Below are 24,985 nucleotides of genomic sequence, written 5' to 3' on the forward strand. Positions count from 1 at the left end.
AGGGACGAGGCATGATGATCAAGGACGAATTCGGCCTATCATTGTCAGGCGCGACACAGGGCGGGCTCTCTTCCTACGGCCAGGCTGTGCGCGAATTGCAGTGTTTCATTGGCGATCCGGCGAACTCCGTCGGTCGCGCCATCGCGCAGGATCCCGGTTTCGTGATGGCGCATGTCTTCAAGGGCTACCTTTTCGGCCTTGCCACCGAACCGGAGGCGACGGCCGTGGCCAGGACCTGCCACGAGGCGGCACTGCCGCTTGCCGCGACAACCCGCGAGCGGGCCCATGTCTCGGCCCTCGGCCACCTCGCCAACGGGCGCTGGCATCAGGCCTCCGATATCCTGCGGGACATAGCGATCGATTTCCCCCTCGATGCCGTGGCGCTCCAGGTCGGACACCAGGTCGATTTCTTCACCGGCAACGCCCGCATGCTGCGCGACCGCATCGCCCGCGCCCTGCCGTCATGGCGGACGGACATGCCGGGCTACCACGCCATCCTCGGCATGCAGGCCTTCGGGCTCGAAGAAATGGGTGAGTATGCGCAGGCCGAAAGACTGGGTCGTACAGCGGTCGAGATGGAGCCGCGCGACGGCTGGGCGCAACATGCGGTCGCGCATGTGATGGAGATGCAAAGCCGGCAAAGGGACGGCATTGCCTGGATGCGTTCCGATCCCGAAGCCTGGACGAAGGAGAGCTTCCTCCAAGTGCACAATTGGTGGCACCTGGCGCTGTTCCACTACGACCTCGGCGAGACCGCAGAGGTGCTGGCGCTCTATGACGGGCCGATCTACGGCAACAGATCAACGCTGGCGCTCAACATGGTCGATGCATCGGCGATCCTGTGGCGGCTTCATCTCGGTGGGATCGATGTCGGCGACCGCTGGGTGGCGCTGGCCGCCAATTGGGTGCCCAAGGCCGCCTCCGGCAATTACGCCTTCAACGACGCCCATGCGATGATGGCCTTCGTCGGCGCCGGGCTCGACGCCCCGGCCCAGACCTTGCTCGAAACCCAGCGCGAGGCGATGCGGGGCAGTAACGACAACGCCGGCTTCACCAGCGATGTCGGCCATCCCCTGACGCTTGCGATCAAGGCGTTCGGAGAGGGCAACTACGCCGAAACCATCCGACTGATCGGTCCGATCCGGGCCATCGCCCATCGCTTTGGCGGCAGCCACGCGCAGCGCGACGTCCTCGATCTCACGCTGATCGAGGCCGCCCTGCGCGCCGGCGACGCCGCGCTTGCCAAGGCACTGACGACGGAGCGCTCGACGGCACGCCCGGACAGTCCGCTGTCGGCGCTGTTTTCGAGACGCGCCGCCGATTTGTCGGAGAATTGACCCGGAGCGGATCTTGCCTTAAAAACTGCTCAAGCATATTTTTTCGGGCTCCGAAAAAAATAAGAACGTGGGAGGAAACCATGTATCTCGGCCTCGACCTGGGCACATCGGGCGTCAAGGCGCTGCTGATCGATGCCGGACAGGGCGTCATCGGCTCCGGCCATGGCACGCTCGATGTTTCTCGGCCGCATCCCGGCTGGTCCGAACAGGATCCCCTGCACTGGATACGCGCCTGCGAGGACGCGATCGCCGAACTGAAGGCGTCGCACCCCGGGCAATTCGCGGCGGTGAAGGGCATCGGCCTGTCCGGCCAGATGCATGGCGCGACCTTGCTCGATGCGGCCGACAAGGTGCTGCGCCCCTGCATTCTGTGGAACGACACGCGCAGCCATGTCGAGGCGGCCGCGCTCGACGCCGATCCGCGCTTCCGCGCGCTCACCGGCAACATCGTCTTTCCCGGTTTCACCGCGCCCAAGCTCGCCTGGGTCAAGAACAACGAGCCCGCTGTCTTCGCCAAGGTGGCAAAGGTGCTTTTGCCGAAGGATTTTCTGCGGCTTTGGCTGACCGGCGAACATATTTCGGAAATGTCCGACTCGGCCGGTACGTCCTGGCTCGATGTCGGCAAGCGCCGCTGGTCCGCGGACCTGCTCGCGGCGACATCGCTTGACGAGAAGCACATGCCATCTCTGGTCGAAGGTACGGCAAAGGCTGGCGGCCTGCGCAGCGAACTTGCATCGCGATGGGGCATCGCCGCCGGCATTCCGGTGGCTGGCGGCGCCGGCGACAATGCGGCTTCCGCCTGCGGCATGGGCACGGTCGGCGCCGGCCATGCTTTTGTCTCGCTCGGCACGTCGGGCGTGCTGTTTGCCGCCAACGCGTCCTATCTGCCGAACCCGGCAAGCGCGGTGCACACCTTCTGCCATGCGCTGCCCGACACCTGGCACCAGATGGGCGTCATCCTGTCGGCGACCGATTCGCTCAACTGGCTGTCGGAGATCACGGGCAAAGGCGCCGGCGAGTTGACCTCGGAACTCGGCGATTCCCTGAAAGCGCCGACCGGCGTGTCCTTTCTGCCCTATCTCTCGGGCGAGCGCACGCCGCACAATGATTCCGTCATTCGCGGTTCCTTCACCGGCCTCGCGCATGAATCGGGCCGCGCCGTGCTGACCCAGGCCGTGCTCGAAGGCGTCGCCTTCGCCTTCCGCGACAGCCTGGAAGCGTTGAAGACGGCCGGCACGACCTTGACGCGCGTGACCGCGATCGGCGGCGGTTCGCGCTCGCGCTACTGGCTGAAGGCGATCGCCACCGGGCTGCAACTGCCGGTCGACATCCCCGCCGATGGCGATTTCGGCGCCGCCTTCGGTGCCGCCCGGCTCGGCCTGATCGCCGCGACGGGCGCCGATCCGCTCAGCGTCTGCACGGCGCCGAAGACCGACGCCACGATCGAACCGGATTCGGCACTCGGCGGCGCCTATGCCGATGCCTATCACCGCTACCGGGCGCTTTACCCGGCGATCAAGAGCGCCACGGCGTGAGCGTGGGCTTACTCCACCCCCTTTGTCCAGGCGCTGGCGCTGCCCCTCACCTGCCTGCCGGCATCCTCTCCCCGTATAGGGACGGGGAGAGGGGCGCTCCCGTCACCGCTTTCGCCAATCACCAGCGTAGCGAGGCGGGCGCCAAGGTTGCGGCCAGCCCGCTTCTCCCCGTCACTATACGGGGAGAAGTGCCCGGCAGGGCGATGAGGGGCGGCGCCGACTTTGGCGATTGGTATTCCCAACCACATCTTGAAGAGGTGACCTCACTGCGCGGGCACTTTATCCAGGAAGCCGGTGACGCTCTTCAGGCGGCCGTTCTCGATGACGCCGATATCGGTGCCTTCGATGACGGAAGGCGTGTCCTCGGGGCCGAGGTTCCAAGAGAAGCGGATTTTGTCGGCAAAGCCGTCCGGCGTGCCCTTCAGCGAGAAGCGGAAGCCGGCAAAGCGCTGCTGCACGCCGTCGATCAGCGCCGCGACGCCTTCATGGCCGTCGCCCTGCATGAGAGGATCACTGTAGCTGACGTCTTCGGTGAAGACAGCCTCGAGCAAGGCTGCCCGGCGGTCGGCATCGGCTTCGTTCCAGGCGGTGATGTAGTTCTGGGCGATCGTGTCGAGGTCGGTCATGGTCTGTCTCCTTCGTTTGACGGTTTTGACATGACCGTTTTCGACCAGCGCCGGCGTGAAACCAATTACGCCTGAGGTAATCAGGCAAAACTATCTTGGAGAGGAAGAGAACATGAGCAGCGGCTTTTTCGGCGACATCCAGAAGATCAAATATGAGGGACCGGATTCGACCAATCCACTGGCCTATCGTTTCTACAATCCCGACGAAGTGGTGGCAGGCAAGCGGCTGGAAGACCATCTGCGCTTTGCCGTCGCCTACTGGCATTCCTTCGCCTGGCCGGGCGGCGACCCGTTCGGCGGCCAGACCTTCGACCGTCCCTGGTTCCCCAAGGCCGGCGGCGTCGACACGATGGAACTGGCGAAACTGAAAGCAGACGTCGCCTTCGAGATGTTCTCGCTGCTCGGTGCCCCCTATTTCTGCTTCCACGACGCCGATGTGCGGCCCGAGGGCAAGGATTTCTCCGAAAGTGCGGCCCGTCTCGATGAAATCGCGGATTATTTCGCCGGAAAGATGAAGCAGACCGGGGTCAAGCTTCTCTGGGGTACGGCGAACCTGTTTTCCAACCGCCGTTTCATGTCGGGTGCCGCGACCAATCCCGATCCGGATGTGTTCGCCTACGCCGCGGCGACGGTGAAGAGCTGCATCGACGTCACCAAGCGGCTAAAGGGCGAGAACTACGTGCTGTGGGGCGGGCGCGAGGGCTACGAGACGCTGCTCAACACCGACCTTGCCCGCGAGCAGGAACAGGCCGGCCGGTTCCTGAACCTCGTCGTCGACTACAAGCACAAGATCGGCTTCAAGGGCACGATCCTGATCGAGCCGAAGCCGCAGGAGCCGACAAAACACCAGTATGACTATGATGTCGCGACCGTCTACGGCTTTCTCAAGCGCTTCGGCCTGGAGAAGGAGGTCAAGCTCAACATCGAGCAAGGCCATGCCATCCTGGCCGGCCATTCCTTCGAGCACGAACTGGCGCTGGCCAATGCGCTCGGCGTCTTCGGCTCGATCGACATGAACCGCAACGATTACCAGTCGGGCTGGGACACCGACCAGTTCCCCAACAACGTGCCGGAGATGGCGCTCGCCTATTACCAGGTCCTCCAGGCCGGCGGCTTCAAAACCGGCGGCACCAATTTCGACGCCAAGCTGCGCCGCCAGTCGCTCGACCCGCAGGACCTGCTGATCGGTCATATCGGCGGCATGGATTCCTGTGCGCGCGGCCTGAAGGCGGCAGCCCGCATGGTCGAGGACAGGGCGCTGTCGGGTCCGCTCGCCGAGCGCTATGCCGGCTGGAACGGCACCGAGGCCAAGGCGATGCTCTCGGGCAAGCGGACGCTGGAAGAGATCGCCGAGCGCGTGGTGAAAAAGAAGATCGAACCGCAGCCGCGCTCCGGCCGTCAGGAACTGCTCGAAAACATCGTCAACCGCTACGTCTGACGCTGTTTGGCCGCCGGCAATCCAGGCCGGCGGCCATGTGATACGAAAAAGCTTGGCGCGCGGAAACCTTTTGCGCGCCATGCTGAAATCCACGACAAGGTTTTGCCCCCAGCGCCCCTCAATCGCCCAGCTCTTGCCTTCAAACTGCCGTCACGAATCTCGTATAGATATTGCTCGTGGCGGGAGAGGAAGAAGGAGGCGAACCGATATGCAGAACGAACGTGAAATCGACGCCCTGCTCTCACCTGGCGAGGCCGGATCGATCATCGACCGGCTGATGGCAATGCCGCATCCAAAGCAGGGCGCACGCAGCACCAATGAATGGGACCGCGCCGTTGCCAGCCGCTTCGAGACCCATCTCGCGCGGCAGATGCGCTCGCAGATCGATGGCGGCAGCGACCGCCAGAATGCGGCATAAATCCTCTATCCGTGCATGTCGTTGCCCCAAAACCGCTACACAGTTTTGGGCGGCCTGCACTACAGCATGTCGCGGCGAATAGGATTCGCCCGACCTGCTGTAAGTTTCTGATTTTATGCATGTCGTTATCCCGGAACCGAGGACACTTCCGAGCGACATGCATTAACCCCGGCGAAGCCTGACGGGGGCTTCGCCAAAAGCTCTTGAAAACGCTCTGGAAAAGGCCGCGGCAGACGAGAACCCCGTCCGCCCGGCAATATCCGCCATGGCGATCCGCGTGTCGACCACGAGCCGGCGCGCGGCACCCAGGCGCAACCTGAGATAGTAGGCGCCCGGCGTCTCGCCGATCGACTTGCGAAAGATGCTTTCCAGCGTCCGCGCCGTCACGCCTGCACGTTTTGCAATGGCCTCTATGGTCAGCGGCTGGTCGACATGCGCTTCCATCAGCCGGATGGCTTGTGCCAACCGTGGATCGTAGCCATCAAGCCGGCCAAGCGAGACCAGCGGCTGTGCATCGGTCGCCACGCGCGCCTGATCGTAGATGAACGCACTTGCCACATCCAGCGCAACCGCCATGCCGAGCCGAGTGCGGATCAGATGCAACATCAGGTCCAGGGTCGGGGACGCACCGCCCGTGGTGAACACCGGCCCATCGATGATATATCGATCGGGGCGCACGTCGACGCCTGGAAAGGCGGACGAAAAATCCTCCATGTCCTCCCAATGGGTGGTGGCGCTGCGTCCTTCCAGCAAGCCTGCACGCGCCACCAGCCACGTGCCTGCCTCGACGCCGCCGCAGGCGCGGGCCGACCGGGCCGCGCGGCGCAGGCCGGCAAGCAAGGCTGACGTGGCATAGTTCTGCGTACCGAAGCCCGCGACCACGACAAGGACATCGGTTGGTTCCGTCGCATCGAACCGGCCGCTGACCGCCACGGGCAAGCCGCATGTTGTGACCGGCGCCTCACCGGTCACCGAAACCAGTTTGAAGTCGAACAGGGTTTCACCGGCGATACGGTTGGCGGCACGCAACGGATCGACGGCGCATGCCACGCACATGATGGACGCTCCGGAAAATACCAGTAGCGTCACCTTGAGCGGCGACTGCTCGGCTCGAAAGATTGTCGTTTTTTCGTTTTTTATCATGCCGTCTTCGTAAAGCGCAAAGCAGTCTCCGGCAAGTCGCGCAATGCTACGCTCTCTGTTTGATTGGGAGGAACATTCCATGCCGCTCGCGATGAACCGTGAGGTTTTCATTACCTGTGCCGTGACCGGATCCGGCGGCTCGCAGGATCGCTCCCCGCATGTGCCGCGCTCGCCCAAGCAGATCGCCGATTCGGCGATCGACGCGGCCAAGGCGGGTGCTGCAATCGTCCATTGCCATGTGCGCGACCCCGAAACCGGCAAGCCCAGGCGCGACGTGCATCTCTATCGCGAAGTGACCGAGCGCATCCGCGCGGCGGACGTCGACGTCATTCTGAACCTGACCGCCGGCATGGGCGGCGACATGGTGTTCGGCTCGCCGGAAGCGCCGCTGCCGCTCAACGAAAACGGCACCGACATGGGCGGCGCCACCAACCGCATGGAACATGTGCGCCAGTGCCTGCCTGAAATCTGCACGCTCGACTGCGGCACCATGAATTTCGCCGAAGCCGACTATGTCATGACCAACACGCCCGGCATGCTGCGTGCGATGGGCGGCATGATGACGGCGCTCGGCGTCAAGCCCGAGATCGAGGCTTTCGACACCGGGCATCTCTGGTTCGCCAAGCAGTTGGTCGAGGAAAAGGTGCTGAACCCCGACGCGCTGGTGCAGCTCTGCATGGGCGTGCCGTGGGGTGCGCCCGACGACCTCAACACCTTCATGGCGATGGTCAACAACGTGCCTTCGACATGGAACTGGTCGGCCTTCGCGATCGGCCGCAACCAGATGGCCTATGTAGCGGCGGCGGTGCTCGCCGGCGGCAATGTCCGCGTCGGGCTCGAGGACAATCTGTGGCTCGACAAGGGCGTGCTGGCGACCAATGCGCAACTGGTCGAGCGCGCCGCCTCCATCGTCACCAATCTCGGCGCCAGGATTTTGGGACCGGAAGAAGTGCGCAAAAAGCTCAACCTGACCAAGCGAGCGCCGATAACGGCATGAGCATGATCCCGAAAAGTGGGAACCGGTTTTCGGATAAGATCATGTTCAAACAAGAAGATTATTCGCAGGGAGGGTCGATATGGCTACCGTCAAATTCACCGCGATGAAGGATGGCGACAGGGACGACTACGAGTTCCTGACCGCCCATGAAATCGACTATGCGGCCAGGACCGGCGAGCGGCTGCTCGACGCGCTGGTGCAGCTCGACGAAGGCCTGTCCGGCTACAAGATTACCCGGCTCGGCCATTCGCTGCAGGCAGCCACGCGCGCCTGGCGCGATGGCGCCGACACCGACTGGATCGCCTGTGCGCTGCTGCACGACATCGGCGACATCTACGCGCCCTACAATCATGACGAATACGCCGCGTCGATCCTGAAGCCCTTCGTGCGGGAGCAATGCACCTGGGTGGTGGAGAAGCATGGCGATTTCCAGCGCCTCTACTACGCCCATCATCTCGGCGGCAACCGCCATGCGCGCGACCGCTTCGCCGGCCATGCCTATTTCGACGATTGCGATGCGTTTTGCGAGCGCTGGGACCAGTCGAGCTTCGATCCCGACTATGACACGCTGCCGATCGAATTCTTCCGGCCCTTCGTGCTCGAAGTCTTTTCTCGTAACGCTTACGATCCAGCGATCATCCGCGCCGGCGAGCGTGTACCTCTCACAGATCTCCAAACAGCCAGCAAAAGAACCGGAGCCTCTCAATGAGCATCATCAACAAGGCGGCCGCCATTGGCGGCGGCGTCATCGGCGCCGGCTGGGTCGCGCGGCTGCTCTTGAACGGCATCGACGTCTCGATCTTCGATCCCGACCCGGAGGCCTCGCGCAAGGTCTCGGAAGTGATGAAGGGCGCACGCCGCGCCTACAAGCAGATGGTTCCCGGCGGTCTGCCCAAAGAGGGCAAGCTGACCTTCGCCAAGACGATCGCCGAAGCGGTGGCCGATGCCGATTTCATCCAGGAAAGCGTGCCGGAACGGCTCGACCTCAAGCACAAGGTGCTGGCCGAGATCGACACCCACGCGCCGGCCAACGCCATTGTCGGCTCCTCGACCTCCGGCATCAAGCCGACCGACATGCAGGTGGCGATGAAGAAGCATCCGGAGCGGCTGGTCGTCGGCCATCCGTTCAACCCGGTCTATCTGCTGCCGCTGGTCGAGATCGTCGGTGGCGACCAGACCTTCCCCGAGGCAATCGAGGTCGCCAAGGAAATCTACGCCTCGATCGGCATGAAGCCGGTCGTCATCCGCAAGGAGATCGAGGCCTTCGTCGGCGACCGCCTGCTCGAAGCCGCCTGGCGCGAGGCGCTATGGCTGATCAAGGACGGCATCTGCACGGTCGAGGAACTCGACGACATCATGCGCTATGGTTTCGGCCTGCGCTGGGCGCAGATGGGCATGTTCCAGGTCTACCGCGTCGCCGGCGGCGAAGCCGGCATGCGCCACTTCATGGCGCAGTTCGGACCCTGCCTGAAATGGCCGTGGACCAAGCTGATGGACGTGCCGGAGTTCAACGACGAGTTGGTCGACCTGATCGCCACCCAGTCGGACGACCAGGCGCACGGCCTGTCGATCCGCGAGCTGGAAAAGATCCGCGACGACAATCTCGTCGCGATCATGGATGCGCTGTCGAAGCAGAACAAGGGCAAGGGCTGGGGCGCCGGCGCGCTGCACAAGGACTATACGAAGCAACTCGCCAAGCTGGCGGCGAAGAAGCCCGTGGCTTCAAAGGCGGCGGAAAAGGCCAGGGCCGCCAAGCCGGTGAGGAAAGCCGAAAAGCCGAAGAAAAAGAAGAAGGGCTGAGACCATGGATTTCGGTCTTTCGGAAGAGCAGAAGCTCATTGTCGAGACGACGCGCGCCTTCGTCGAGAACGAGCTCTATCCGCATGAACGCGAGGTCGAGCGCACGGGCGTGCTGCGCCGCGAGCTGATCGAGGAGATCAAGGCGAAGGCGATCGAGGCCGGACTTTATGCGGCCAACATGCCGGCCGATGTCGGCGGCGCGGGGCTCGATACGGTGACCTGGCTGCTCTACGAAAAGGAGCTCGGCCGCGCCAATTACGCGCTGCACTGGACCTGCGTTGCCCGCCCCTCCAACATCCTGCTCGCCGGCACGCCGGAGCAGCGCGAAAAGTATCTTTTCCCCTGCATCCGTGGCGAGAAGTGGGACTGCCTGGCGATGACGGAGCCAGGCGCCGGCTCCGACCTGCGCGGCATGAAGGCGACCGCCGTGCAGGACGGCGACGACTGGGTGCTGAACGGCACCAAGCATTTTATCTCGCACGCCGATCTCGCCGATTTCGCCATCGTCTTCATGGCTTCGGGCGAAGAGGATTCGCCGCGTGGAAAACGCAAGAAGATCACCGCGTTCTTCGTCGACAAGGGCACCAAGGGCTTCACGGTGCGCGACGGCTATCGCAACGTCTCGCATCGCGGCTACACCAACGCCATCCTCGAATTCGACGACTGCCGCCTGCCGGCATCCCAGGTTCTGGGCGAAGTGCACAAGGGGTTCGACGTCGCCAATTCCTGGCTCGGCGCCACGCGCCTGCAGGTCGGCGCCACCTGCCTCGGCCGCGCCGAGCGGGCGCTTGGCCATGCCGTCGAATACGCCGCGCAGCGCCAGCAGTTCGGCCAACAGATCGGCAAGTTCCAGGGCGTGTCGTTCAAGCTCGCCGACATGGCGACGGAACTCAAGGCCGCCGACCTAATGGTGTTCGAAGCCGGCTGGAAGTACGATCAGGGCACCGTCACCGACCAGGACATGGCCATGGCCAAGCTGAAGGCCACCGAAATGCTCGCCTTCGTTGCCGACGAGGCGATCCAGATCCATGGCGGCATGGGGCTGATGGACGACCTGCCGCTGGAACGCATCTGGCGCGATGCCCGCGTCGAGCGCATCTGGGAAGGCACTTCGGAGATTCAGCGACATATTATTTCGCGGGCGCTGCTGCGTCCGTTCGGCGCTTAGAGCATGATAGCCAAAGCCGGCATCCGGTTTTGTCGGGCAAACGAGATCGTTTGTCCTGAGATCGCGCTCAAACGAAAAGATGACCATGCATAAACTCGAACGTCTCCTGCGCCCGAAATCGATCGCCGTGTTCGGCGGCGTGCAGGCCGCCGCCGTCGTGGCGCAATCGATCAAGATGGGTTTTGCCGGCGAGATCTGGCCTGTGCACCCGACCAAGGACGAGGTTGCCGGACGCAAGGCCTACCGGTCGGTCACGGATCTGCCCGGCGCGCCGGACGCCGCCTTTGTCGGTGTCAACCGGCACCTGACCATCGAGGTGATCAAGGCGCTCGCCGAGCGCGGCGCCGGCGGCGCCGTCTGCTTTGCCGCCGGCTTCCTCGAAACCGAAGCCTATGACGAGGACGGGGAACGGCTGCAGGCCGAACTGGTCGCCGCTGCCGGCCAGATGCCGATCATCGGACCGAATTGCTACGGCCTGATCAACTATGCCGACGGTGCGCTTTTGTGGCCCGACCAGCATGGCGGCATCAGGCTGGACGAGGGCGGCAAGGGCGTCGCCATCATCACCCAGTCCTCCAACATCGCCATCAACATGACGATGCAGAAGCGCGGCCTGCCGATCGCCTTCCTGATGACCGCCGGCAATCAGGCGCAGACCGGCCTGTCCGAAATGGCGCTCGGCCTGATCGAGGACGAACGCGTGACGTCGCTTGGACTGCACATCGAGGCCTTCGATTCGGTAGCCGGCTTCGAGCGTCTGGCGGCCAGGGCGCGGGAGCTGAAGAAACCGATCATCGCCATGAAGGTCGGCCGCTCCGAACAGGCGCGGCAGGCGACCGTCTCGCACACCGCCTCGCTTGCCGGCTCGGACGCGGCCTCGGGCGCCTTCCTGAGGCGGCTCGGCATTGCGCGTGTCGATTCCATCCCCGCCTTCATCGAGGCGCTGAAGCTGCTGCACATCACCGGCCCGCTGCCTGGCTATCGTCTCTCATCGATGAGCTGTTCGGGCGGCGAGGCATCGGTCATGGCCGACAGCGCCGAAGGGCGCTGGGTCAACTTCCCGGTGCTGACGGACACCCATCGCGCCCATGTCAAATCGACGCTCGGGCCGCTGGTCGCGGTGGCCAACCCGCTCGACTACCACACCTTCATTTGGAACAACGAGCCGGCGATGACCGCCACCTTCACCGCCATGGTGTCGGGCGGCTTCGACCTCAACATGCTGGTGCTCGATTTTCCGCGCCCCGACCGCTGCACGGTGACCGACTGGTGGGCGACGCTGCGCGCCTTCGAATCGGCGCTGAAGACCAACAATGCGCATGGCGCGATCGTTTCCTCGCTGCCGGAGAACCTGCCGGAGGAATACACCGCCGAGTTGATGGCGCGGGGCATGGTGCCGCTGTTCGGCATTTCCGAGGCGATGGACGCCGCGCAGGCGGCGGCCTTCATCGGCTGGGCCTGGCGCGAACCGCAGGCGCAGCCAGTGGATACGAGGGCTGCCGGCGCATCCGATGCGCCGCGCGTTACGCCTGACGAAGCCGAAGCCAAGGCGCGGCTGATCAAGGCCGGGCTTCCCGTGCCGAAAGGCGAGCGGGCCGGCAATGCGGTCGAGGCGGTGATCTCGTCCATGGCGCTCGGCTTCCCCGTCGCCCTGAAAGCCCTTGGCGTCACTCACAAGTCCGAGGTCGGCGCCGTCAGGCTCACCCTCAAGGACGCCGAATCGGTCAGCACGGCGGCGCATGACCTCTTGCCGCTCGGCACCGGGCTCTATGTCGAGCGCATGGTGCGCGACGGCGTTGCCGAACTGATCGTCGGCTTCACCCGCGACCCGATGTTCGGCGCTGTCATGACGCTGGGCACCGGCGGCGTGCTGGTCGAGTTGCTGCGCGACAGCGTCACGCTGATGCTGCCGGCGACCCGGGACGACATCGAGGCGGCGCTGCGCGGGCTGAAACTGTTCCCGCTGCTCGAAGGCTATCGCGGCCGGCCGAAGGCCGATGTCCAGGCCGCCATCGACGCCATCGCCGGCATTGCCGGCTTCGTGCAGGAGAATGCCGGCGAGATCGAGGAACTCGACATCAATCCGCTGATCGTCTGCACCGAGGGAAAGGGCGCCTGGATCGCCGACGCGCTGCTGGTGCTGGGAGAAAACAAGAATGTCTGATGTCATTTCGACCCGCCGCGAAGGCTCGATTCTCGAGGTCACGCTCGACCGCCCCAAGGCCAATGCGATCGACCTGAAGACATCGCGGCTGATGGGCGATACGTTCAAGGCGTTCCGCGACAATCCGGAGTTGCGCGTCGCCATCGTCAAGACCGCGGGCGACAAGTTCTTCTGCGCCGGCTGGGACCTGAAGGCCGCCGCCAGCGGCGACGCGGTCGACGGCGACTATGGCGTCGGCGGCTTCGCCGGCCTGCAGGAACTGCGCGACCTTAACAAGCCGGTCATCGCCTGCGTCAACGGCATGGCGGTGGGCGGCGGCTTCGAGCTGGCGCTGTCGTGCGACCTCATCTACGCCTCCGATCATTCCTCCTTCGCGCTGCCCGAAATCCGCGCCGGCACGCTCGCCGACGCCGCGACGATCAAGCTGCCAAAGCGCATCCCCTATCATGTCGCCATGGACCTGTTGCTCACCGGCCGCTGGATGGATGTCGCCGAGGCGCATCGCTGGGGCCTGGTCAACGAGGTGCTGCCCAAGGAAAAGCTCGAGGACCGCGTCTGGGAGATCGCCCGCCTGCTCGCCAGCGGCCCGCCGCTGGTGTTCGCAGCGATCAAGGAGACGGCGCGGGTGGCAGAATCGCTGACCTTCCAGGAGGCGATGAACAAGGTGACGCGCCGGCAGTTGCCGACGGTCGATGCGCTCTATGGATCGGAGGACGGTATGGAAGGGTTCCGTGCTTTCGCGGAGAAACGCGAGCCGGTGTGGAAGGGGAAGTGACACTGGAGATGATCGCGCCAGGCACCCCCCTCTGTCCTGCCGGACCCGGCCCTTCGCTGTCGCTCCGGGCGTTCGTCATTCGGAAAGCCAAGCAATTGGCTTTCCGTCCGCTTCGCGGACCACTCCTCACCCCCCGCAAGGGAGGAGATTGGCAACTTCAACAGCGCCGCCTTTCCTCGAACGTTGAAGATTGGCGAAAGCCGAGACGACATCCGATCTCCCCCCTAGAGGGGGAGATGGCCGGCAGGCCAGAGGGGGGCGCCTGGGCGCATTCGTTGCAGTTCGGTCTCCCTTCATGACCGACTACAAAACCCTCATCGACGCCGAGACCTGGGCCTTCATCGAGCGGACCAACTCCTACTATCCGCCCGATACGATCGACTACACGATTGCCCAGCAGCGCGAGATCTATGACCGCATGTGCCGCGAGTTCTTTGCCGGCTATCCGCAAGGCGTGGCAGCCGAGACGACCGCGATCACCACACCCGCCAACAACATGCCAATCCGCACCTATCGCAACGCGACGCCGGACCATGCCGCCATGGTGCTCTATATCCATGGCGGTGGCTTCATCCTCGGCGGGCTGGACAGCCATGACGATGTCTGCGCCGAGCTTTGCGGCCGCACCGGTCATGAGGTGGTCTCGGTCGATTACCGGCTGGCTCCGGAGCATCTGCATCCAGCCGCTTTCGACGATGCGATGACCGCCTTCGAATGGGCCGCCCGGACCTACGACCGTCCGGTGATGCTGTGCGGCGACAGCGCCGGCGGCAATTTTTGCGCCGCCGTTGCACACGCGACGCGTGGCCATGCGAAGAAGCCGATCGGCCAGGTGCTGATCTATCCCGGTCTCGGCGGCGATCGCTCGCGCGGCTCCTATGTGAGGCATGCCGAAGCGCCGATGCTGACGGTGCGCGACCTCGAATTCTACATGCACATCCGCACCGGGGGCGTGGACCAGACCGGTGACATCACGCTGTCGCCGCTGGCCGATGCCGATTTCGCCAACCTGCCGCCGACCGTGCTGATGACCGCCGAGTGCGACCCGCTGTCATCCGATGGCGAGGCTTATCGCGACCGCATCGTCGCGGCAGGGGGACGCGCCGCCTGGTTCGAGGAGCCCGGCCTAGTGCACGGCTACCTCAGGGCCCGGCACAGCGTCGGCCGCGCCCGCGCCAGCTTCACCCGGATCGTCGACGCGGTGGCCACGCTCGGAAAGGGCGGCTGGACCTGGTAGGGGCGAATGGCCGTCCCGCTCAGGACGCCTTGGCCAGAAAACTCTGATAGTCCGATTTCGCCTGCAGCAGGCGCAACACGTTCTCGCGGGAGCCGCGGACATGGGCGCGGGCCAGGGCGCCGGCCTTGACGGCGTCGCTGGCGCAAATCGCCTCGACGATCTCGGCATGCTCGTCGCGGGCGATCTTCCATTCGTCGAGCCACAACAGTTCGGTCCAGACATAATGCTGGCACTTGTCGAGGATGCTGCACAGCATGCCGTGCAGCATCGCATTGCCGCTGATTTCGGCAATGACGCGGTGCAGGTCGATGCCGACTTCCAGCTCCTGGAATTTTTCGCGCGTGGTGCGATCGGGAATGGCGGCCAGCCGCTCGCATTCGGCCAGCATGGCGCGCAGCCGCGCCTTGTCCTTCTCGGTCGCCGCTGTGGCCGCGAGTTCGGTCGCATGGCCGTCGAGCAGTTCACGGATGTCGAAGGCCTCGCGGAACATGTTGATGTCGAATTCGGTGACGGCATAGCCCTGGCGCGGCCGGCCGGTGACCAGCCCGTCGCGCTCCAGCCGATTGAAGGCTTCGCGCACGGGCGTGCGGCTGACATTGAGTTTCGCCGCGATGTCGCTCTCGGTGACGCGCGAGCCCGGCGGAATCTGGCCGGTCACGATCATCGCCTTGAGCGCGGAATAGACCGAGTCGCGCAGGGTGTTTTTGGTTTCCTTGGCCAAGTTCCGTTCCCAGTTCTCCGGCCGCTTTGGCCAGGCATTGCCTCGTTTGTAGTCGCAGTCGGCCCAATTTGCCACGCCCTGCGGCGCCGTCCCCACCGTCCAACTGATCGCGCCCATCGCAGTTGACAACACCGATCTCTCGGCTACATTCGAAATTGTATACAAAATCGCATGCTAAATCAAAAACAAATGGGAACACCGGTTGGAGAACCGAAATGAACAGGACCACCAGCTTTAGAACTTTCGCGATAGCCGGCCTCATTGCCTCCGTGGCAGTGCCCGCCGTCGCCGCCGACACGATCACCGTCGCCTCGTGGGGCGGCACCTACCAGGAGGCCGAGACCAAGGCCTTCTTCAAGCCGACCGCCGATGCGCTCGGCATCACCATCAAGGAAGACACCACCAACGGCCTCGACGACGTGCGCCTGCAGGTGACCGGCAATGCCGTGAAATGGGACATCACAGAGCTCGGCGCCGACGAATGCGCGCGCGGCTCGAAGGAAGGCCTGTTCGAGAAGCTGGATTACGGCGTCATCGACAAGAGCGGCATCAACCCGAAGCTGGTGCATGACGACTGGGTCGGCATTTCCTACACCTCCGTCGTGCTGATCTACCGGACCGACGTCTTCGGCGACAAGGGCCCGAAGACCTGGGCCGACTTCTGGAACATCGAAAAATTCCCGGGACGGCGCGCGCTGAGCAGCAGCCAGGCAACGGAGACGCTGAGCGTCGCCGCGCTCGCCTCCGGCCTGCCGATCGACAAGGTCTATCCCGTCGACATCGACGGGGCGCTGAAATCGGTCGACAAGATCCGCGGCCATGTCGATGCCTGGTGGACGTCGGGCGCCCAGGCCATGCAGCTGGTGAAGGATGGCGAAGTCGACATGGCGAGCATCTGGAATGGACGCGCCGGCACCCTGAAAAAGGCAGGCGCGCCGGTCAGCTTCTCCTTCGACCAGGGCGTGCTCACCGCCGACTGCATGGTCATCCCCAAGGGCGCCAAGAACAAGGAAGCGGCGATGAAGGCGCTGGCCATGTTCGTCAGCCCGCAGCTGCAGGCCAATCTGCCGCTCTATGTCGACAATGGGCCGGTCAACGAGAAGGCTTTCGAGACCGGCAAGATCCCGCCGGAACGGATCAAAGACATCAACTCGGCGCCGGAGAACGTCAAGAAGCAGGTGTTGCAGGACGCCGGGTTCTGGCGCGACACCCTCGTCGAGGCGACGGAAAAGTTCAACAACCTGATCCAGCAATAGGCCGGAACCCTGACATTGCGGGCGGCGCAAACGCCGCCCTGCTCCTTCAGTCTGTGCCCGGGAGAAAACGATCTTGTCCATTGCACCATCCGCGCTGCCGATCAGCATGCGCCGGATCGAGAAACGATTTGGCAGCGTGCCGGTGCTGCGCGACCTCAACCTCGATGTCGAGGCCGGCGAGTTCCTGACGCTGCTCGGCCCCTCCGGATCGGGAAAGACGACGCTGCTGATGATCCTGGCCGGTTTCGTCAGAGCCAATGGCGGGAGCATCAACGTCGGCGGCGACGAGATCATCACCACGCCGCCGCACAGGCGCAACATCGGCATGGTGTTCCAGAACTATGCGCTGTTTCCGCATATGAATGTCTTCCACAACATCGCCTTTCCGCTGAAGCAGCGCGGCGTCGCGGCCGTCGAGACGGCGCAGCGGGTGGAGAAGGCGCTGGAACTGGTGAAGCTGCAGGGCCTGGGCGAGCGCCGCGTCGACCAGCTTTCCGGTGGCCAGCGCCAACGCGTGGCACTGGCGCGCGCCATCGTCTTCGAGCCGCGCATCGTCTTGATGGACGAACCGCTGTCGGCGCTCGACAAGGGCCTGCGCGAGCATATGCAGATCGAATTGCGCGCGCTTCATCGCCGTCTTGGCATGACCACGGTCTATGTCACGCACGACCAGCGCGAAGCCATCACCATGTCGGACCGCATCGCGGTGATGAACGGCGGCCGCATCGAACAGCTCGACAAGCCCGAAACCCTCTATGCCGCGCCGAAGACGCAATTCGTAGCCGGCTTCATCGGCGAATCGAATTTCATCCCGGTCGAAAGCCGCAACGGGTCGGTCTGGTACCAGGACAGGCTGATCCAGACCGGCGCACCGACACCGCCGGGGGGTCCGCATCTGATGGTGGTGCGACCGGAGAAGCTGCGGCTGGTCACGGCAAGCGAGCCGTCGACCGGCATCAATGTGCTCGATGCGACAGTCAGCGACATCATCTACCAGGGCGACAGTTTCGTCTGCTACGCCAGCCTGAGCGACGGCCGCCAGCTGACGCTGCGCGACTATTGCCGCAGCGACGTGCTGGCAAGGCTGCCGGCTCCCGGCCAGCCGATCACGCTCGGCCTCGATGCGAAGGACACGATCCTGGTGGCGGCCGAGGGATGAGCGCGCAATCCGCCCTGCTAGACGAGATTGCCGGCCCGGCGGGGCAGGACCTAAATGCGCAGGCGCTGCGCGCGGATGCGCGGCGCGAGTCGCTGCGGCTGCTGGCGCTTTTGACGCCGAGCCTGTTCCTTGTCTGCGCCATCATCATCGTGCCGATCGGCTGGCTGTTCTGGCTGTCGCTGTTCGACGAGACCGGTGCCTTCAGCGCCGCCAATTACGCGCGCTTTTTCGAGCAGGCCTCCTACATCAAGACCTTCATCACCACCTTCAAGGTCGCCTTCATCGTCACCGGCGCCTGCGTGCTGCTGGGCTATCCCCTGGCCTACATGCTGTCGCAGCTGCCGCGCCGGGCGGCGTCGATCTGCCTGATCTTCGTCATCCTGCCGTTCTGGACCTCGGTGCTGGTGCGCACCTATGCCTGGCTGGTGATCCTGCAGCGCAAGGGCCTGATCAACAACTGGCTGATCGACCTCGGCGTGATCAGCCAGCCGCTGTCGCTCGCCAACAATCTTTCCGGCGTGGTCATCGGCATGACGCACATATTGCTGCCGTTCCTCGTTTTGCCGCTCTACGCTTCGATGAAGACGATCGACACCGACTGCCTGCGCGCCGGCATGAATCTCGGCGCCGGCCCTGCCGCGACCTTCCGGCAGATCTTCTTTCCACTGTCGCTGCCCGGCCTTGCGTCCGGCGTGGTCATGGTCTTCGTGCTCTGCCTCGGCTTCTTCGTCACGCCGGCGCTGATGGGCGGCGGCAAGGTGGTGATGTGGGCAATGCGCATGGAACAGACCACGAGCCTCTATTCCAACTGGGGTGCGGGCGCCGCACTCGGCGTGGTGCTGCTGGTGGTCACACTGGCGCTTCTCGGCCTGTTCCAATGGCTGCTCGGCGCGCGCGCCACCGGCGTATGGAGTTCGCGATGAGCGAAGATATCGGCCTGCCGATCTCGCACCGGCAACGCCTGTGGCTCTATGGCCTCGGCGGCCTCGTGCTGTTGTTCCTGATCGCGCCGTCGGTCATCATAGTCATCATGTCGTTTTCGGATTCGACGCTGCTGCAGTTCCCGCCGCAGCAATGGTCGCTGCGCTGGTACGAAAGCTATTTCCAGTCGCTGGAATGGCGTGACGCCACCATCGTGTCGGTGAAGGTCGCTGTCATGACCGCGCTGGTGGCGACGCCGCTCGGCACCGCCGCGGCCTATGCGATCAACCGGGGCACGCTGCGCTTCAACGGCGCCATCAACGCGCTGCTCACGGCGTCGCTGATCATCCCGGTGATCCTGGTCGGCATCGGCACCTTCTTCCTCTATGCGCGCATCGGCCTCAACAACACGCTGACCGGCCTGGTCATCGCGCATACGGTGCAGGCGCTGCCGCTGGTGGTGCTGACGGTGCTGTCGGGCCTGCGCTCCTACGACATGAACCAGGAGCGGGTGGCGCGCAGCCTGGGCGCGGGGCGTGTCGCTGCCTTCTGGCAGGTGACGATGCCGCAGATCCGCTTCTCGATCGTCTCGGGCGCGCTGTTTGCCTTCATCACCTCCTTCGACGAAGTTGTCGTCTCGCTGTTCATCTCGGGCGGCGAGACGACGACCTTAACGCGCCGCATGTTCAACGCGCTGCGCGACCAGATCGACCCGACCATCGCCGCCATCTCGACCTGCCTGATCGTGCTGTCGGTCCTGCTGTTGTCGCTGGCGCAGATCTTCGGCCGGCGGCATTGATTTCATCGGACCCATTCGCTTCAAGTGCCTCAAGGATATCCAGACCAAAATGCGTGATTTCCAATTTCCCGGCCGCTCGCCGGTTCGTGCCACGGAAGCGATCGCCGCGACATCGCATCCGCTTTCGACGCTGGCGGCCATCGAGATGCTGCGCGCCGGCGGCAATGCCATGGATGCCGCCATCTGCGCGGCCGCCGTGCAGGGCGTGGTCGAGCCGCAATCGACCGGGATAGGCGGCGATTGCTTTGTCCTCTATTGCCCCAACGGACAAAGCGAGGTGCTGGCTTTCAACGGCTCCGGCCGGGCGCCGGCGGCCGCGACCGTCGACTGGTATCTGGAAAAGGGTTTCGACCGCATCCCGCTCCAAGGGCCGCATCCCGTCACCGTGCCAGGCGCCATCGACGCCTGGTGCCGGCTGCTGGAGGACCATGGCAGCAAGAGCCTGACGGAAGTGCTGGCGCCGGCGATCCACTATGCCGAGAACGGCTATGTCGTGCACGACCGCGTCGCCCTCGACTGGGCCGACCCGGAAATCGATCTTGCCGCCGACGAACATTGCGCGCGCATCTTCTTGCCGGGCGGCACCGTGCCGAAGGCCGGCGACGTGCACCGGCAGCCGGAGTTGGCCGCGACGTTGCGGGTGATCGCCAAACAGGGCCGCGCCGGATTCTACGAGGGTGCTGTCGCCGACGACATGGTGCGCCGGCTCAAGGAATTGGGCGGACTGCATTCGCATGAGGATTTCGCCGCGACCAGGGGCGACTACGTGGCGCCGGTCAGCGTCAGCTATGGCGGCTACGAGATCCACCAGATGCCGCCGAACAACCAGGGCCTGACGGCGCTCTTGATGCTGAATGTGCTGTCGGGCTTCAGGCTCGGCGAGCTCGACCCGAACGGCGCCGAGCGCCTGCACCTGGAGATCGAAGCCGGGCGGCTGGCCTATCGCGACCGCGATCGTTTCGTCGGCGACCAGGACCGTGTCCCGGTGCCGGTGAGGGAGCTCCTGTCGGCCGCCTATGCCGATCGGCTGCGCACCGAGATCGACCGCGAGCGCGCCATGACCCATCTTCCGGATGTCCAGCTGCCCGGCAGCGACACCGTCTACATCTCGGTTGTCGACCGAGACCGCAACGCGGTCTCGTTCATCAACTCGACCTATTATTCGTTCGGCAGCGGCGTCGTCGGCCCGAAGACCGGCGTCGTGCTGCAGAACCGCGGCTCGAGCTTCCGCCTCGACGCGGCGCACCCCAACGCGATCGCGCCCGGCAAGCGGCCGATGCACACGATCATGCCCGGCATGGCGACCAAAAACGGCCGCGTGGTGATGCCGTTCGGCGTCATGGGCGGCGGCTACCAGCCGTTCGGCCATGTCCACCTTTTGACCAACATGATCGATTTCGGCATGGACCCGCAGCAGGCGCTCGACGCGCCGCGCGTGTTCTACAATGATGGCATGGTGGAAGCCGAGCGCAACGTGCCTGCCGGCGCGGTCGAAGGCCTGCGCCGGCGCGGCCACACCATCACCGAGCCGCACCACCCGCTCGGCGGCGGCCAGGCGGTGCTGATCGACTGGGAAAAGGGAACGCTGACGGGGGCATCGGACCCCCGCAAGGATGGGATGGCGCTGGGGTATTGAGGGGATGGGCAAGGCGGTGGCGAGGCGCAGATGGGCAGGTGTGGCGCTGGTCGCTACTTTTCAGGCGCTGGCGCTGCCCCTCACCTGCCTGCCGGCATCCTCTCCCCGTATAGTGACGGGGAGAGGGGCGCGCCGGTCCCTCGGCGCTTTCTTGGCAACGCCGGCAGTTGGCGAAACCATCGACAACAGCCCCTTTCTCCCCGTCACTATACGGGGAGAAATGCCCGGCAGGGTAATGAGGGGCGGCGCCAACATAGAAAAATTGGCGCGCTGGACTTTCATAAGCAGTCACATGAAACATAGCCGGTGATCATGACCCAAAATCATCCAAACCTCTCCCGCCGCCTCGTCGCCGGCGCCGACGATGCGCCTGCCATCCTGGCACCCGACAGACCCACGCTCACCCATGGCGGCCTGCGCGCGCTGATCACGACCACGGCCACGCAGCTCCACGCGCTCGGCATCGGCCGGGGCGACCGGGTGGCGATCGTGCTGCCGAACGGGCCGGAGATGGCGACGGCCTTCATCGCGGTCGCGGCCACAGCCTCGACGGCGCCGCTCAATCCGGCCTACCGGGCCGACGAACTCGATTTCTACCTGACCGACATCGGCGCCAAGGCGATCCTTGTCGCGGAAAACGAGGCGGGGCCAGCGGTGACCGTTGCGGAACGCCTCGGCATCGGCGTGCTGCGGCTCATCGTGGCGCCGGATGCCCCTGCCGGCAGCTTCACCATCGAGGGCGCGGCGGTCGGCCCGCAAGCGGCGGCCGCCATGGCGGGAGATGACGATATCGCACTGCTGCTGCACACCTCCGGGACCACCTCACGCCCCAAGCTGGTGCCGCTCAGCCAGGCCAATGTCGCGGCGTCCGCCCGCCATATCGGCGCGACGCTTGGCCTGACGGCCAATGACCGCTGCCTCAACATCATGCCGCTGTTCCACATTCATGGGCTGATCGCTGCGGTGCTGTCGTCACTGGCCTCGGGCGGCAGCATCTACTGCACGCCGGGCTTCAACGCGCTGCGCTTCTTCCAGTGGCTGGGCGACGCCAAACCAAGCTGGTACACGGCCGTGCCGACCATGCACCAGGCGATCCTGGCGCGCGCTGCGCGCAATGCCGAAGCGCTGGCGGCGGCACGCCTGCGCTTCATCCGCTCGTCCTCGGCATCGCTGCCGGCGCAGGTGATGACCGAACTCGAAGCGACCTTCGGCTGCCCGGTCATCGAATCCTACGGCATGACCGAGGCCGCGCACCAGATGGCGTCGAACCGGCTGCCGCCGGGCCTGCGCAAGCCGGGCAGCGTCGGTGCGGCGGGCGGGCCGGAAGTGGCGGTCATGGCGCCGGACGGGCGGCTGGTGCAGGCCGGCGAGACGGGCGAGATCGTCATTCGCGGCCCCAATGTCACGTCAGGCTACGAGAAGAACCAGGACGCCAACGCCACGGCCTTCGCGCATGGCTGGTTCCACACCGGCGACCAGGGCGTGCTCGACGATGACGGCTATCTCAGGGTCACCGGACGGCTGAAGGAAATCATCAATCGCGGCGGCGAAAAGATCTCGCCGCTCGAGGTCGACGATGTGCTGATGGACCATCCGGCGGTGGCGCAGGTCGTCACCTTCGCCATGCCGCACGACAAGCTCGGCGAGGAGGTGGCGGCGGCCGTGGTGCTGCGCGAAGGCATGAGCGCCACCGAGGGCGATATCCGCGCCCACGCCGCGACCCGGCTCGCCGACTTCAAGGTGCCGCGCAAGGTGCTGATCCTGGACGAGATCCCCAAGGGTGCGACCGGCAAGCTGCAGCGCATCGGTCTCGCCGCCAAGCTCGGGCTCTAACGATGAAGATCACCATCTTCGGCGCCGGCGCCATCGGCGGCTATCTCGCGGCCAAGCTGGCCATCGCCGGCCGGACCGACCTGTCGATCGTCGCCCGCGGCGCGCATCTCGAAGCGATCAAGGCAAATGGCCTGCGCCTGATCGAGGACGGCAAGGAGACGAGCGCCCCCGTCCGCTCCGCTGCCAAGGCCGAAGACCTCGGCGCGCAGGATTATGTCGTGCTGGCGCTGAAGGCGCATTCCGTCGCGCCCGCGCTCGACCAGATCGCGCCGCTGCTTGGGGACCACACATCGGTCGTCACCATGCAGAACGGCGTGCCGTGGTGGTATTTCTACAAGGCAGGCGGCGCGCTCGAAGGCACCAGGCTGCATCAGGTCGACCCCGGCGGCACGATATGGGACCGGCTCGGCCCGCGGCGCGTCATCGGCGCGGTGGTCTACCCCGCCGTCGAGGTCGACGCGCCCGGCTTGATCCGCCATGTCGAGGGCAGGCGCTTCTCGCTCGGCGAACCCTCGGGCGAGAAGAGCGAACGGGCCACGCTGCTGGCCGGGGAGATGGTCAAGGCCGGGCTGCAGGCGCCGGTGCGCGACGACATACGCGCAGAGATCTGGATAAAACTCTGGGGCAACCTCTCTTTCAACCCGATTTCGGCGCTGACCGGCAGCACGCTGGCCGCGATCGTCGCCGACGAGGGCACCCGCACGCTCGCCCGCACCATGATGCTGGAAGCGCAGGCGATCGGCGAAAGCCTCGGCGTTCGCTTCCCCATAGACGTCGACCGCCGCATCAAGGGCGCCGGCGACGTCGGCGAACACAAGACCTCGATGCTGCAAGATTTGGAACGCGGGCGGCCAATGGAGATCGACGCGCTGGTGGGCGCGGTGCAGGAGCTTGGGCGGCTGACGGGCAAGCCGACGCCGGCTATCGATGGGGTGCTGGCGCTGGTACGGAGGTTGGCGGTGGAGCGGGGGTGTTATGGGTAAGGGTGGGCTGAACAGGTAACAGCCCATTCGCCGAACGGTAAATCCGCAGATTCAAAGAAATGCATACCTTCAAAAACTTTAGTATTAGACGACCATGGGATTCGGGGTTTTTATTCATCGCTCAGATTCGATCTACGACGACAGCCCGGCGGAGCAATATCAGTTCCCAAGCCAGTATCTGCGTCGCGTCGAGGCATGCGTCGGTGGCTGGATCATCTACTACGAGCCTCGGAAGATCGCGGAGACTCGGGGCTATTTCGCCATGGCCAAGGTGCAGCAGGTCATCCGTGATCCTGCGATTCAGGGCATGTACCTCGCTCTCATCGAACCGGGAAGTTACCTCGATTTCGTCAATCCGGTTCCGTTCAGCGGGATGGATGGGCTCGTAGAGCGAGGGTTGCTCAATGATGAAGGGCAGATTTCTGGTCGCGCCCAATCGGCGGTTCGTCCGCTCAGCCCGAGCGATTTCAACCGAATTGTCGATCTTGGATTGAACGAGAACGAGCCGCTCCTGCCGCGTGTCGATGAGATCGGTTTTGAGTTTGAAGAGGAGCAGGTTCCATTCCAGTTCGAGCAGAGCCGCGACCGTGTCGCTTATGTCGGATCAAGGATTGTACGGGACCGCATTTTCCGCCGCATCGTTTTGCGCGCTTATGACGAACGCTGTGCGATCACGGGACTTAAGCTGATAAACGGTCGTGGCCGTGCGGAGGTTGCCGCAGCCCATATTCGACCTGTCGAAGCGAGCGGGCCAGATATTGTCAGCAACGGCATTGCACTCTCCGGCACAGCGCATTGGATGTTCGATCGCGGATTGATCGGCCTAAATGATGATCTGGAAATCCTGATTTCACGACAGGTCAATGATCCTGAGAGCGTAAGGGCGTTCGTCAACAAGTCAGGCCGGGCGCTTACACCCCGTCGACAGCTTGAACGTCCTCATCCTCATTTCCTGCAATGGCACCGCGAGCACTGCTTCAAGCAGTGATGGTTCCGCATACCGCGTCGGAACGACTTCCACCCATCACCCCTTCCCCAC

At 64.6% G+C, this 24,985-nt stretch carries 22 protein-coding genes; 19 read left to right on the top strand and 3 right to left on the bottom strand.

Annotated features, from left to right (window positions below; genetic code table 11):
• Positions 1-11 precede the first annotated feature (11 nt).
• Positions 12-1,337 (top strand): tetratricopeptide repeat protein, encoded by a 1,326-nt coding sequence (locus LB543_RS28235; protein WP_224616501.1) that lies wholly within the window; start codon positions 12-14, stop codon positions 1,335-1,337.
• Positions 1,338-1,417: 80 nt separating this feature from the next.
• Positions 1,418-2,872 carry a xylulokinase gene (gene xylB, locus LB543_RS28240; RefSeq protein ID WP_224616502.1) on the top strand — a complete coding sequence of 485 codons (1,455 nt, stop codon included), beginning with the start codon at positions 1,418-1,420 and terminating at the stop codon, positions 2,870-2,872.
• Positions 2,873-3,135: 263 nt separating this feature from the next.
• On the opposite strand, the gene LB543_RS28245 is transcribed toward xylB, so the two are convergent.
• A complete protein-coding gene (locus tag LB543_RS28245; protein ID WP_224616503.1) occupies positions 3,136-3,498 on the bottom strand; it encodes a nuclear transport factor 2 family protein in 363 nt (120 codons plus the stop codon).
• A gap of 112 nt (positions 3,499-3,610) precedes the next feature.
• Here LB543_RS28245 and xylA point away from each other — a divergent pair, with 112 nt between their 5' ends.
• Positions 3,611-4,936 carry a xylose isomerase gene (gene xylA, locus LB543_RS28250; RefSeq protein WP_224616504.1) on the top strand — a complete coding sequence of 442 codons (1,326 nt, stop codon included), beginning with the start codon at positions 3,611-3,613 and terminating at the stop codon, positions 4,934-4,936.
• 208 nt (positions 4,937-5,144) lie between these two features.
• Positions 5,145-5,354 carry a hypothetical protein gene (locus tag LB543_RS28255; RefSeq protein ID WP_027142450.1) on the top strand — a complete coding sequence of 70 codons (210 nt, stop codon included), beginning with the start codon at positions 5,145-5,147 and terminating at the stop codon, positions 5,352-5,354.
• Positions 5,355-5,516: 162 nt separating this feature from the next.
• On the opposite strand, the gene LB543_RS28260 is transcribed toward LB543_RS28255, so the two are convergent.
• A complete protein-coding gene (locus LB543_RS28260) occupies positions 5,517-6,497 on the bottom strand; it encodes a GlxA family transcriptional regulator (protein ID WP_140758833.1) in 981 nt (326 codons plus the stop codon).
• A gap of 79 nt (positions 6,498-6,576) precedes the next feature.
• Between LB543_RS28260 and LB543_RS28265 the strand changes: the two genes are divergently transcribed.
• The 7 genes from LB543_RS28265 (at position 6,577) to LB543_RS28295 (ending at position 14,638) form a co-directional block, all read left to right on the top strand.
• Entirely contained in the window at positions 6,577-7,494 is a 918-nt protein-coding gene (locus tag LB543_RS28265) for a 3-keto-5-aminohexanoate cleavage protein (RefSeq protein ID WP_224616505.1), read from the top strand.
• A 79-nt stretch (positions 7,495-7,573) separates the two neighbouring features.
• Positions 7,574-8,203: an HD domain-containing protein gene (locus LB543_RS28270; RefSeq protein WP_224616506.1), complete on the top strand. Its 630-nt coding sequence runs from the start codon at positions 7,574-7,576 to the stop codon at positions 8,201-8,203.
• Positions 8,200-9,294, top strand: a complete 1,095-nt coding sequence (locus LB543_RS28275; RefSeq protein ID WP_224616507.1) for a carnitine 3-dehydrogenase — start codon at positions 8,200-8,202, stop codon at positions 9,292-9,294. Before LB543_RS28270 ends, LB543_RS28275 begins: the two co-directional genes overlap by 4 nt.
• Before the next feature lie 4 nt (positions 9,295-9,298).
• Positions 9,299-10,462, top strand: coding sequence for an acyl-CoA dehydrogenase family protein (locus LB543_RS28280; RefSeq protein ID WP_023772121.1), 1,164 nt, complete (start codon positions 9,299-9,301; stop codon positions 10,460-10,462).
• 85 nt (positions 10,463-10,547) lie between these two features.
• Positions 10,548-12,626 (top strand): acetate--CoA ligase family protein, encoded by a 2,079-nt coding sequence (locus LB543_RS28285; protein WP_224616508.1) that lies wholly within the window; start codon positions 10,548-10,550, stop codon positions 12,624-12,626.
• Positions 12,619-13,401: a carnitinyl-CoA dehydratase gene (locus tag LB543_RS28290; RefSeq protein ID WP_224616509.1), complete on the top strand. Its 783-nt coding sequence runs from the start codon at positions 12,619-12,621 to the stop codon at positions 13,399-13,401. Before LB543_RS28285 ends, LB543_RS28290 begins: the two co-directional genes overlap by 8 nt.
• Before the next feature lie 295 nt (positions 13,402-13,696).
• Entirely contained in the window at positions 13,697-14,638 is a 942-nt protein-coding gene (locus tag LB543_RS28295; RefSeq protein ID WP_224616510.1) for an alpha/beta hydrolase, read from the top strand.
• A 19-nt stretch (positions 14,639-14,657) separates the two neighbouring features.
• Here the strand turns inward: LB543_RS28295 and LB543_RS28300 are convergent, their stop codons facing one another.
• Entirely contained in the window at positions 14,658-15,359 is a 702-nt protein-coding gene (locus tag LB543_RS28300; RefSeq protein WP_224616511.1) for a GntR family transcriptional regulator, read from the bottom strand.
• 215 nt (positions 15,360-15,574) lie between these two features.
• On the opposite strand from LB543_RS28300, the gene LB543_RS28305 reads away from it, so the two are divergent.
• The 8 genes from LB543_RS28305 (at position 15,575) to LB543_RS28340 (ending at position 24,934) form a co-directional block, all read left to right on the top strand.
• Positions 15,575-16,615, top strand: a complete 1,041-nt coding sequence (locus tag LB543_RS28305; protein WP_224616512.1) for an ABC transporter substrate-binding protein — start codon at positions 15,575-15,577, stop codon at positions 16,613-16,615.
• A gap of 73 nt (positions 16,616-16,688) precedes the next feature.
• Complete coding sequence (locus tag LB543_RS28310) at positions 16,689-17,774, top strand: ABC transporter ATP-binding protein (RefSeq protein WP_224616513.1); 1,086 nt, start codon at positions 16,689-16,691, stop codon at positions 17,772-17,774.
• Positions 17,771-18,697: an ABC transporter permease gene (locus LB543_RS28315; protein WP_224616514.1), complete on the top strand. Its 927-nt coding sequence runs from the start codon at positions 17,771-17,773 to the stop codon at positions 18,695-18,697. The genes LB543_RS28310 and LB543_RS28315 overlap by 4 nt, the downstream gene beginning before the upstream one ends.
• On the top strand, positions 18,694-19,494 hold the full coding sequence (locus LB543_RS28320) for an ABC transporter permease (protein WP_224616515.1): 801 nt from the start codon (positions 18,694-18,696) through the stop codon (positions 19,492-19,494). Before LB543_RS28315 ends, LB543_RS28320 begins: the two co-directional genes overlap by 4 nt.
• A 49-nt stretch (positions 19,495-19,543) precedes the next feature.
• The gene (ggt, locus tag LB543_RS28325; protein WP_224616516.1) at positions 19,544-21,130 is read left to right on the top strand and encodes a gamma-glutamyltransferase; all 1,587 of its coding nucleotides are present in this window, start codon (positions 19,544-19,546) and stop codon (positions 21,128-21,130) included.
• Positions 21,131-21,442: 312 nt separating this feature from the next.
• On the top strand, positions 21,443-22,963 hold the full coding sequence (locus LB543_RS28330; RefSeq protein WP_224616517.1) for an acyl--CoA ligase: 1,521 nt from the start codon (positions 21,443-21,445) through the stop codon (positions 22,961-22,963).
• 2 nt (positions 22,964-22,965) lie between these two features.
• Positions 22,966-23,946, top strand: a complete 981-nt coding sequence (locus LB543_RS28335; protein WP_224616518.1) for a 2-dehydropantoate 2-reductase — start codon at positions 22,966-22,968, stop codon at positions 23,944-23,946.
• 94 nt (positions 23,947-24,040) lie between these two features.
• On the top strand, positions 24,041-24,934 hold the full coding sequence (locus LB543_RS28340; protein ID WP_224599123.1) for an HNH endonuclease: 894 nt from the start codon (positions 24,041-24,043) through the stop codon (positions 24,932-24,934).
• Positions 24,935-24,985: the final 51 nt, after the last annotated feature.

The sequence above is a fragment of the Mesorhizobium sp. ESP7-2 genome (assembly GCF_020164715.1).
In the GTDB taxonomy this organism is placed as follows: domain Bacteria; phylum Pseudomonadota; class Alphaproteobacteria; order Rhizobiales; family Rhizobiaceae; genus Mesorhizobium.